This is a genomic window from Pseudomonas sp. J380, assembly GCF_009827115.1.
GTDB classification, from domain to species: Bacteria; Pseudomonadota; Gammaproteobacteria; order Pseudomonadales; family Pseudomonadaceae; genus Aquipseudomonas; species Aquipseudomonas paracarnis.
This window is the reverse complement of record NZ_CP043060.1, coordinates 737,563-748,849: the sequence shown is the minus strand read 5'-3', so window position 1 is coordinate 748,849 and position 11,287 is coordinate 737,563. Positions and strand designations below refer to the sequence as shown.

The window sequence follows — 11,287 nt, the reverse complement described above, 5'->3', positions numbered from 1 at the left end:
CCGCAAGCGAGTAATCTTGGCGCGGAGTGAAGCCTTGGGATGAAACATGGAACTGCACGTGGTAATCAATGGCCGCAAGGACCTGGCCGAACAGCTCTACCAGCAGTTGCGCGAAGCCATCGCCACCGGGCGGCTGTCGGCAGGCGCACAACTGCCCCCCAGCCGACTGCTCGCCGAACAACTGGGCATCTCGCGCAAGACGGTGTCGGACACCTACGCCACATTGACCTACGATGGCCTGCTGGTTGGCAAGATCGGCCGCGGCACTTTCGTCAATGCGTGGGCGCCACAGCCCGACCGCGTGCAAACCGCCACCGACTTGGCGTGTGCCGCCAACCTGGGCAAATGGGCCGCACTGCCCTCACCCATGGGCCACCCCGCCCGCGAGGAGATCCTGCGCTACGAATTTATCGGCGGCGCGACGACACGCCACCAATTCCCCCAGGATGAATGGCGGCGTTGCACCCAGGATGCGTTGCGTCGCATCGCCCAGAACAGTGGCTTTTACAGCCAGCCAGAAGGCGTGCCCGCCCTGCGTGAAGCCATCGCCGGGCATATCGCATTTTCCCGCGGGGTCAAATGCGGCGCCCGCGATATCGTAGTCACCAACGGGGCACAGCAGGCGCTGGACCTGCTTGCCCGCGTGGTGCTTGAACCCGGCAGCCTGGTCGCGATGGAAGACCCCGGCTACAGCCCCGCACGCCAATTGTTCGTCGCGATGGGCGCCCGCGTCGCCAGTGTTGCCGTCGACGAACAGGGCCTGCAGGTCGACCAGATCCCGGATGGCACCCGTCTGATCTATGTGACGCCGTCCCACCAGTTCCCCCTCGGCATGCCCATGAGCCAGGCGCGGCGCGAAGCCCTGCTGGACCGCGCCATTGCGCTCGGCGCGATCATCATCGAAGACGATTACGACAGCGAATTCCGCTACGAAGGCCGCCCCACCGACTCCCTGCAAAGCATGGATACCCGAGGCGTGGTCACCTACGTCGGCACCTTTTCCAAAACCCTGTCGCCGGAGTTACGCCTGGGCTATGCGGTGCTGCCGCCGGCCATTTATGGTGCGGTGCTCAAGGCCAAGCAATTGACCGACCAGCACAGCGCTACCTTGCCGCAGTGGGCACTGGCCAAGTTCATCAGCGAAGGCTACCTGCTCAAACATATTCGCCGCTGTCACGGCGTCTACGCGGGGCGTCGCGAACGCATCCTGCAGCGTCTGGCGGGCGATCTGTCGCCGTGGTTCGAGGCAGTACCGACGGTGGCGGGCTTTCACCTGGCGGCCCTGTGCAAGGTGCCGGTGAATATTCCATTGCTGATGGAACGGGCGCGTCAGGTCGAGGTGGGTTTATATCCCTTGGACGTGTTTTTTCACGACCGCCCGGTGCGCTCGGGGCTGATTCTGGGGTTCGGCGCCATCGAGACCCTGGATATCGACCCGGCGCTGGACAAGGTGCGGGATATCCTCCTGCAGATTGGCTAGGCGGTTTTCCGGCGCATTGGTCATTGGTGGCAAGCCCTCGGCGGCGTAGGGTGAAGCGGTCTTTCACCCGATGGAACCCTCATCATGAAACGCTTGTTCGCTGCTACCCTGATGCTCGCCTCCCTCAGTGCATTTGCCCACGACCCGGTCTACAACAAGGAAACGCTCAAGGTGCTGCAAGAACACGCCTTGACCAACGTGCCGGGCAAGAAAACCATCATGCTCACCGTGGACTACGCCCCCGGCCAGGCCACCGTGCCCCACAGCCACACCGGCACCGCCGTGGCTTATGTGCTCGAAGGCGAGATCACCTCGCGGGTCAATGATGAAAAGGCGATCACCTACAAAGCCGGGCAATCGTTCTACGAACCGGCCGGCTCGCGGCATTTTGAGTCAAGCAATGCCAGCCAGACCCAACCGGCCAAGCTGCTGGTGGTGATGGTGCTGGATGACAAGGCTGAGGTACTTACCCCACTTCCCAAGTAATCAGCAACACCACAAAACCCATGTGGGAGCTGGCTCCCACAGTTTTTAACCTGCTCTGCCAGTGATTCAGGGACGTTTGAACAGGTTGCGCTGGTGTTCAATGCGCGGGCGGCACTCACAACCCTCCAGATGATCATTGACCATCCCCATCGCCTGCATCAGCGCATACATCGTGGTCGGGCCGACAAAGGTCCAGCCGCGTTTCTTCAGGGCCTTGGACAAGCGCACCGAAGCCGCTGAGGTCGGATTGGCCGTCCAGTAAGCCATGTCCACCACTGCCGGCCGCTCTTGCGCGTCGGGTTCGAACGCCCACAGCCAGCGCGCCAGCGAACCGGTCTCCTCCACCAGTTCACAGGCCCGGCGCGCGTTGTTGATGGCCGAGACGATCTTCGCGCGATTGCGCACGATGCCCGGGTCGCTCATCAACCGCTCGATGTCCGCCTCGCCGTACTGCGCCACCCGGCGAAAATCAAAACCCTCGAACGCCTGCCGAAAGTTTTCGCGCTTGCGCAGGATGGTGATCCACGCCATCCCCGCCTGAAACCCCTCCAGGCAGATCTTCTCGTACAACGCGATGTCATCCGCCACCGGCACGCCCCATTCGTGGTCGTGGTAATGCAGGTAAGCAGGCGCTGCAGTGCGCCAGGCGCAGTACATGCGCCCTGCTTCGTCGGTTGTCAGCCCTGATTGGTCCATCCATCACCTCGTATGCCGAGGAAGATGATACGCAAAAAAAATTAATCTCCGCCAACCGCTCAAGCATCGTACTTACCGACCAACTGGTCAGACCGGGACCTGCCAACCGCCAAATATTTACTTGTGATTTGAAAAAAACCGAGCGTAGACTGGCCCCGCACTGGACTTACCGGTAAGACCACAACAATTAAGCCCTGGAACCACCAGGGCACCGAATAGAGATCCCTCCCATGCTCAGATGGTGCTCGCGTTCGATTTTCCTGCAAGTCGTGATTGGCCTGATGCTCGGCATCGCCTGCGGCCTGGCCCTTCCCGAATTCTCCTCGCAACTCAAACCCCTGGGTGACGGCTTTATCAAGCTGATCAAAATGCTGATCGGCCTGATCGTATTCTGCGTGGTGGTCAGCGGTATTTCCGGCGCGGGCGACTTGAAGAAGGTCGGACGCATCGGCCTCAAGTCGGTGATCTATTTTGAGATGCTGACCACCGTCGCCCTGGTGCTCGGCCTGATCATGGCCTTCAGCACCGGCATCGGCAGCGGCGCCAATATTCACCTGGAGCAACTCTCTTCCGCCGGTTTGAATGAACTGGCCGACAAGGGCCAGCACATCCGCGGCACCAGCCAGTTTCTGATGGAGTTGATCCCCAACTCGGTAGTCGGCGCCTTTGCCGATAATAACGTGCTGCAAGTGCTGTTGTTTTCGGTACTGTTCGGCAGCGCGCTGAACCTGGTGGGCGAAGCGGCCAGCGGGATTTCGCGACTGATCAACGAATTGAGCCATGTGATCTTCCGCATCATGGGCATGATCGTGCGCCTGGCGCCGATTGGCGTATTCGGTGCCATCGCTTTCACCACCAGCACCTATGGCCTGGACTCACTGCAACACCTGGGCAGCCTGGTGGGGCTTTTCTACCTGACCTGCTTTGCCTTCGTGGCGGTGATCCTCGGGCTGGTGATGCGCCTGTCGGGCCTGCGCATGTTGCCGCTGCTCAAGTACCTGCGCGAAGAACTGCTGATCGTGATGGGCACCGCTTCGTCCGACGCTGTACTGCCGCAGATCATGCGCAAGCTGGAACATTTGGGCATTGGCAGCTCCACCGTGGGTTTGGTAATCCCCACCGGATACTCGTTCAACCTCGACGGTTTCTCGATCTACCTGACCCTGGCCATCGTCTTTATCGCCAACGCCACCGGCACGCCGCTGTCGATGACCGACTTGCTGACCATCCTCCTGGTATCGTTGATCACCTCCAAGGGCGCCCATGGCATTCCAGGCTCGGCGCTGGTGATCCTGGCGGCAACGCTCACGGCAATCCCGGCGATTCCGGTGGTCGGCCTGGTGTTGGTGCTGGCGGTGGACTGGTTCATGGGCATCGGCCGTGCGCTGACCAACCTGATCGGCAACTGCGTCGCCACGGTGGCGATTGCCCGTTGGGAAAAAGACATTGATATCCAGCGCGCCAACAAAGTGCTCGACGGCCAGCAAGGTTATGCCTTTCAGGCCAAGAAGCCGGTATTACCGGCACATCAGGAGTTCTAGGACAACACCCACCCAATGTGGGAGCTGGCTTGCCTGCGATGACTGAGTGTCAGGCGATACATTGGGTGCTGACCCACCGCTATCGCAGGCAAGCCAGCTCCCACATTGGACCTTCGCCAGACTGAATACTGTATGAGCAACATCAAGGAGCCTTCGACGTGATCAGCACCTCAACCGTCGTCAATTCAGTGGTAGAAAAACTGCGCGCCGCCTTGGCGCGAGGCCAGTGGCGCCGCGGTGAAATGCTGCCCGGTCAACGCGAACTGGCCGAACAGCTGGGCATCAGCCGCCCGAGCCTGCGTGAAGCGGTGATCGTGCTGGAGACCCTCGGCCTGGTGCGCTCCATGCCGGGCAAAGGCGTGGTCGTGCTGGAAACCTGCGTCAGCGAGCCGCAATCGAGCGACGCCGTGGCCGATGCCAGCCTCGAGGACATCCTGCAACTGCGCTACACCCTCGAACCCTTCATCGTCGGCCTGGTGGCCCAGTCGATCAGCAGCAAGGAAATCGGCCAACTGCGCCTGACCCTGATGGACATGCGCGAAGCCCTGGATGCCGGCGATGCCGAAGCCGGCATGAACGCCTATATCGACTTCCATGAAGAACTCTTCGCCCTGACCTCCAACCCGATCTTCCAGAACGTGGTGCAGCAAACCAGCACCGCGCTCAAACAAAGCGCCCAGGTACTGCGCAACTCCCCTGAACACCTGGCCGAACGCTTGCAAGAGAACGAAGCCGTGGTCCGCGCCATCCGCAACAAGAACAGCGCCCTGGCCAGTGCCGAAATGCGTCGGCACATCCTGCAGGAAGGCCTGCGCATGGGCATTCGCTTGAATATCCCGGACGACCATCTGGGCAGTTGATTTTCGGAGACCGGCCATGAACGCTCACGCCCTGCAACGCGACTCCACCCTCACGTCCCTACGCTGGACGCCCGAAAAAAAGCCCTCGGTGGACGATATCTACCCACGCTTGTTCGACGCCATTCTTGAGCAACGCATTGCGCCCGCCAGCCGCTTCACCGAAGAAGGCCTGGGCGAACTCTTTGGCGTGAGCCGCAGCGTGATTCGCCGGGTGCTCGCCAAGCTGTCCCATCAGCAAGTGGTCATCTTGCGCCCCAACCAGCGCGCCCAGGTCGCCGCGCCGGATGCCCAGCACACACGGCAGATTCTGGAAGCACGGCGCCTGACCGAAATGACCGTGGTACAACTGGCCTGCGCCCAGGCCACAGCGATGCAGATTCGCCAACTGCGCGAGCTGATTGCACAGGAGCGCAACGCCATTGAGCGTGACCAGCGGGGGCCGGCGATCCGGTTTTCGGGAGAGTTTCATCTGCAACTGGCGCACATGGCAGGCAATGCGCCGCTGGCACAGTTTCTCAACAGCCTGGTGCCGTTGACGTCGTTGATCATTGCGCAATTTGAAACAAAGGCCTGCACCTATTGCGCATGGCAGGAGCATGTGGCGATTGTGGATGCTGTGGAACAGCGCGACGCCCACACGGCTGTCGCCCTGATGACCCAGCACCTGGATCACCTGGAAACCCGACTACTCAAACACCACTGATCCCCAGTGAATGAAGATCAACCTGTGGGAGCTGGCTTGCCTTAATGCCATTGTAGGAGCGAGCTTGCTCGCGAAAAACTCACAGGCGCCGCATTCATTCAGCAAGCACGCGTTATCGTTGACGTTTTTCGCGAGCAAGCTCGCTCCTACAGTAAGGTGGCAAGCCAGCTCCCACATTGATCGCATTCCAGATCAAACAAAAAGCCCCCGCATCTCACGATGCGGGGGCTTTTTGTTTAGCGAGGCATCAAGCCGGTTGCAACACCGACTGGCCACTCAGCGCCAGGTCCAGCAACTCACGGTTGGCCACCGCGTACATGGCGTAGTCCGTGCCCACTGCGGCACGAATTTCCACCATCATGGCGCGCCAGCGATCCGCCATGTCCTGATGCTGCTCAAGCCACAGGGCCACGCGGGCTTCCATGTCTTGTGGCGCATCGGCCATTTGCAGGACCGAGATGGTGATCGCCCGTTGCTGCCAGTCCACGTCATCGCGGAAGGCTTCGCGGGCCTGGGCCTGCCAGTTGTTGGCCACTGGCAGATCACTGATCTGCTGCAGGTACCACGGCAGGTCCAGGGCGCTGCCCACGGCGAAGTAAGCCTTGGCCACTTCGGCGGCGTCATGCCCGGTCACGTCGGCGGCTTCGATGATCGGCAGCAAGGTGTACAGGTGGGTAGTACCCGCAACCATGCGCGCCAACAACTCCGGTACGCCGGCCTGGGTGTAGGCCTGGTAGCGGTTCTGCCAGCCTTCGCGGGTCGGACCTTCCAGCAGTTCGTCAAGCTTGAGACCCAGCGCCGCCAGGTGCGGACCGAAGTGCGCGGTGTCGCGCCCGGCGTCTTGCTCGTTGCGACGGCTGCGCAGGAACCAGCGCGTAGCGCGACGGCCCAGGCGCATCAACTCGTCCATCAGCTCCAGTTGCACGTCAGCGGAAACCTGGTGGTCCAGGGCTTCGATCTGACGGAACCAGTGCGGGAGATGGAAGATGTCCCGCACGATCACATAGGCACCGGCGACGTTCGCCGGGCTCATGCCGGTCGACTCTTTGAGTCGCTGAACGAAGGTGATGCCCATGTGGTTGACCAGATCGTTGGCGATCTGGGTGCTGACGATCTCGCGCTTCAGACGATGGCGACGCATGGCTTCGCCGAACTTGGCCACCAGGCTCGGTGGGAACGCGGTCTCCATGTCACGGGTCAGGTACTCGTCATCCGGTACCAGCGACTTGAGCAATGCTTCCTTGAGGTCGATCTTGCTGTACGAGATCAGCACCGACAGTTCCGGACGGGTCAGGCCCTTGCCGCTGGAGGCGCGCTCGGTGAGCTGCTCCTCGGTCGGCAGGTACTCGATGGCGCGGTCCAGCTTGCCACGGCCTTCCAGGTCGCTCATCAGGCGCTTGTACTCGGCAGCACGCTCGTAAGCCTTGCGCGCGGCCAGGGACAGGGCCTGGGTCTGCTTGTAGTTGTTGCCCAACACCAGGTTGCCGACTTCGTCGGTCATGCTCGCCAGCAGTTGGTTGCGCTGCTTGTCGGTCATGTCACCGGCCTGCACCACTTCGTTGAGCAGGATCTTGATGTTCACTTCGTGGTCGGAGCAATCCACGCCACCGGCGTTGTCGATGAAGTCGGTGTTGGAACCGCCGCCATTGAGGCCGAATTCCACACGCCCCAGCTGGGTCATGCCGAGGTTACCGCCCTCGCCCACTACCTTGCAGCGCAGCTCGTTGCCGTTGACGCGCAGTGCGTCGTTGGCCTTGTCGCCCACATCGGCATGGCTCTCGGTGCTGGCCTTGACGTAGGTACCGATACCGCCGTTCCACAACAGGTCCACCGGCGCCTTGAGCAAGGCGTTGAGCAGTTCGGTCGGGGTCAGCTTGTCGGCCTGGATGTCGAAGCGTTCTTTCATCTGTGGCGAGATGGCAATGCTTTTCGCGCTGCGCGAGAAGATACCGCCACCTTCAGACATGATGCTGGTGTCGTAGTCGGTCCAGGCCGAACGCGGCAGTTCGAACAAACGCTTGCGCTCGACGAAGCTGGTGGCCGGGTTCGGGTTCGGGTCGACGAAGATATGCAGGTGGTTGAAGGCTGCGACCAGTTGCAGTTTGTCCGACATCAACAAGCCGTTACCGAACACGTCACCGGCCATATCGCCGACGCCTACCACAGTGATGCTGTCTTCCTGCACGTTGATGCCGCGTTCACGGAAGTGACGCTGTACACCTACCCACGCGCCCTTGGCGGTGATGCCCATTTTCTTGTGGTCGTAACCAGCCGAACCACCGGAGGCGAACGCATCGCCCAGCCAGAAGCCGTAGTCGATGGCAATGCCATTGGCGATGTCGGAGAAGGTCGCAGTGCCCTTGTCCGCCGCCACCACCAGGTACGGGTCATCGTCGTCATGACGCACGACGTTGGCCGGCGGCACCAGCGCGCCGTCTTTCAGGTTGTCGGTGATGTCCAACAGGCCGGAAATGAAGATGCGGTAGCAGGCGATGCCTTCGGCCGCGATCTCGTCCCGGCTGCCGCCCAATGGCAGGCGACGCGGCAGGAAGCCGCCCTTGGCGCCCACCGGCACGATTACCGAGTTCTTCACTTGCTGGGCTTTTACCAGACCAAGCACTTCGGTGCGGAAGTCTTCTTCACGGTCGGACCAGCGCAGGCCGCCACGAGCCACGTTGCCAAAGCGCAGGTGCACGCCTTCGACCCGTGGCGAGTACACGAAGATTTCAAACTTCGGCACTGGCTTGGGCAGCTCGGGGATAGCCCGCGGGTCGAACTTGAAGCTGAAGTACGACTTGTTCTGGCCGTTGGCATCGGTCTGGTAGAAGTTGGTACGCAGGGTGGCCTTGATCAGGTCCAGGTAGCGACGCAGGATGCGGTCTTCGTTGAGCACCTGAACGTCGTCCAGGGCGCTGAGGATCGCTTGCTCCAGGCGTTGCTGCTTGTCTTCCAGGTCGTCGGCAGTGAGCTTGCGCGCCAGGTAGAAGCGGGTCTTGAACAACCGGGTCAACTCGCGGGCGATGTCGGTGTGGTTGTTCAGGGTGCTGGCGATGTAACCCAGGTCGAAGCCCAGGCGAATCTGCTTCAGGTAACGGGCATAGGCACGCAGCAGCGCCACGTCGCGCCATGGCAGGCCGGCAGTGAGGACCAGGCGGTTGAACGCATCGTTCTCGGCATCGCCATGCACGATGTGCACGAATGCATCCTGCAGGGTGTCGTTGAGCTGCTGGATATCCAGGTTCACGCCTTCGGCGGCGATGAACGCAAAGTCATGGATCCAGAACTCACGGCCATTGGCATGGCGCAGGCGATACGGGAACTCGCCCAGCACACGCAGGCCGAGGTTTTCCAGAATCGGCAGCACGTCGGACAACGCCAGCGGCGTATCGGCGTGATACAGCTTGCAATGCAGCTCGCGCTGGCCGGAGACCTGGCCCAGCGGCTGATAGAAGCTCATTACCAGCGGGTTGGCTTCGGTCAGGCTGTTGAGGTGCTGCATGTCGACCACAGCCGAATGCGCGGCGAAACGCTCGCGGTAGCCAGCCGGGAAGCCTTTGGGGAAATCCGCCAGCACGTTGGTGCCCTGGGCTTCGCCGAAGCTTTCCACTACCAGGCTGGCGTAGTCGTCCTGCCAGCTGCGGCAGGCCTGCACCACTTCTTTTTCCAGTTGCAGCGGGTCGATGTCCAGGCGGTTCTTCGGGTCAACCCGCAGAATCAGTTGTACACGGGCAAGCACGGACTCGGAGAAGAAGGTCCAGAACTCGCAGTCCGAGGCCTTCAGGCGGTCCATCAGCACTTGCTGGATCTTCTGGCGTACTTCGGTGGAGTAGATGTCGCGTGGCACGTACGCCAGGCAGTAGCAGAAACGACCATAGGGGTCTTTGCGCAGGAACACGCGGATCTTGTTGCGTTCCTGGATCTGCACAATCGACATCACGGTGCTGAACAGCTCGTCGACCGGAGTCTGGAACAGGTCGTCACGGGGCAGTACTTCCACCACCTGGGCAAGCTCTTTACCCAGGTGCGCCTTGGCCTGGAAACCCGAACGACGTTCGATTTCCGCGACCTTGCGACGGATGTAAGGGATCACCCGCACGCTTTCGCCGTACACCGAGGAGGTGTACAGGCCCATGAAACGGTGTTCCTTGATGACCTTGCCGTCGGCGCTGATCTCGCGGATCGACACGTAGTCCGGGTAAGCCGGACGGTGCACGCGGCTTGGGTGGGCGGCCTTGGCGAACGACAGTACGGTCGGCTCGCGCAGGTAGGCCACGGCGTAGTCTTCGATGCGCAGGTCTTCGGCGGTAAGGCCGGCGCGCAGCAGCTTGGTCAGACCGAGGAAAGAGCTTGCGTCATATTCGATATGACCGCCGTCCGCCTCGTCACGTACCACGAACTCTTCGTAGCCCAGGAAGGTGAAATGGTTGCCCACCAGCCATTCGAGGAAGTTCTTGATTTCGGCTTTTTCTTCGCCGTCGATGGCGAACGCGCTGGCGTCGATACCGGCCAGCAGGTCCTGGACCTTGGCTTTCATCGGTTCGAAATCGGCCACAGCCACGCGTACTTCACCCAGCACCTGCTCAAGCTCTTTGCTCAGCACGTTCAGTTCGGCGGCGTTGGCGCAGCGGTCGATCTCCAGGTACATCAGCGATTCTTGCAGGATGCCTTCGCCCTGGGTGCCCTTGGGCAGGATTTCCAGCAGCTCGCCCTTGCTGCCACGACGCACGCTGAGCACGGTGGTTTGCAGGGTATGGATGCTGTAGCCGCGGCGATTCAGCTCGGTGCGTACCGAGTCGACCAGAAACGGCAGGTCATGGTGCAGCACTTCGACCGCAGTGTGGGTCGATTGCCAGCCATGACGTTCGTAATCGGGGTTGTAGACCCGCACTTGCGGTTGGGTGTGATCAAAGCGCTCAAGCAGGCGCCAGGCAGACAGGGTGCAACCGGCCAGGTCGGAAAGGCGACGCTGGGTCAGTTCGTCCAGGGAAATGATGCCGAAGAATTGTTCAGCGAACAGCGCCACTTGTGGCAGTGCCTGTTCACTGAGGTGCTGCGCCAGTGCCGCTTGCAGTTGATGCTGGAAGTCGGCCTTGCTGGCTGCGGTGAAGAACGCCATCTGTGGTACTCCGCTTGGGCTTGTTATTGATGAAAGCGTCGCGTGTTATCCCCTTGCGGGGAGACCGTCAGCTCTGTTCGCTGGTGTGCTGACAAGCACCATAAACGAATCAGGGTGACAGGTGGGTGAAGCTGGACAGGACAGTCAGGTCACATACAACTTCCATACGGCATGCCGTTGGCCAGATGACGATACGACGGGCAGGTCAGGCGCCTGGCACAGGGCACATCCGTTGCGCAGCTTAACGAGTGTAGGAAGAACGCTGCTTGCAACGCTGCGACATATTCGGTCATCGGTAAGCAGGGTGTCGGTTGCAACTTGGGCAACCCAGGATTTTCGGTAGAAAATCTTGCTACTTTGCACACCATCAGTACCAGAAATGACCGATCCGGCCCGTCAGGTCAT

At 61.1% G+C, this 11,287-nt stretch carries 7 protein-coding genes; 5 read left to right on the top strand and 2 right to left on the bottom strand.

From position 1 onward, the window contains the following. The first annotated feature begins 46 nt into the window (after window positions 1–46). Window positions 47–1,480, top strand: coding sequence for a PLP-dependent aminotransferase family protein (locus tag FXO12_RS03430; protein ID WP_057975744.1), 1,434 nt, complete (start codon window positions 47–49; stop codon window positions 1,478–1,480). 84 nt (window positions 1,481–1,564) lie between these two features. Beyond that, window positions 1,565–1,966 (top strand): cupin domain-containing protein, encoded by a 402-nt coding sequence (locus FXO12_RS03425; RefSeq protein WP_019820196.1) that lies wholly within the window; start codon window positions 1,565–1,567, stop codon window positions 1,964–1,966. Between the two features lie 66 nt (window positions 1,967–2,032). Here FXO12_RS03425 and FXO12_RS03420 read toward each other — a convergent pair whose 3' ends face one another. Next, a complete protein-coding gene (locus FXO12_RS03420; protein ID WP_057975743.1) occupies window positions 2,033–2,662 on the bottom strand; it encodes a DNA-3-methyladenine glycosylase I in 630 nt (209 codons plus the stop codon). Window positions 2,663–2,877: 215 nt separating this feature from the next. Between FXO12_RS03420 and FXO12_RS03415 the strand changes: the two genes are divergently transcribed. The 3 genes from FXO12_RS03415 (at window position 2,878) to FXO12_RS03405 (ending at window position 5,766) form a co-directional block, all read left to right on the top strand. Further along, window positions 2,878–4,203: a C4-dicarboxylate transporter DctA gene (locus FXO12_RS03415; protein WP_169855370.1), complete on the top strand. Its 1,326-nt coding sequence runs from the start codon at window positions 2,878–2,880 to the stop codon at window positions 4,201–4,203. 158 nt (window positions 4,204–4,361) lie between these two features. Further along, window positions 4,362–5,063, top strand: coding sequence for a FadR/GntR family transcriptional regulator (locus tag FXO12_RS03410; RefSeq protein WP_057975742.1), 702 nt, complete (start codon window positions 4,362–4,364; stop codon window positions 5,061–5,063). A 16-nt stretch (window positions 5,064–5,079) separates the two neighbouring features. Further along, complete coding sequence (locus FXO12_RS03405) at window positions 5,080–5,766, top strand: GntR family transcriptional regulator (RefSeq protein WP_034126017.1); 687 nt, start codon at window positions 5,080–5,082, stop codon at window positions 5,764–5,766. Window positions 5,767–6,013: 247 nt separating this feature from the next. On the opposite strand, the gene FXO12_RS03400 is transcribed toward FXO12_RS03405, so the two are convergent. Next, window positions 6,014–10,882, bottom strand: a complete 4,869-nt coding sequence (locus tag FXO12_RS03400) for an NAD-glutamate dehydrogenase (protein WP_054897965.1) — start codon at window positions 10,880–10,882, stop codon at window positions 6,014–6,016. Between the last annotated feature and the right edge of the window lie 405 nt (window positions 10,883–11,287).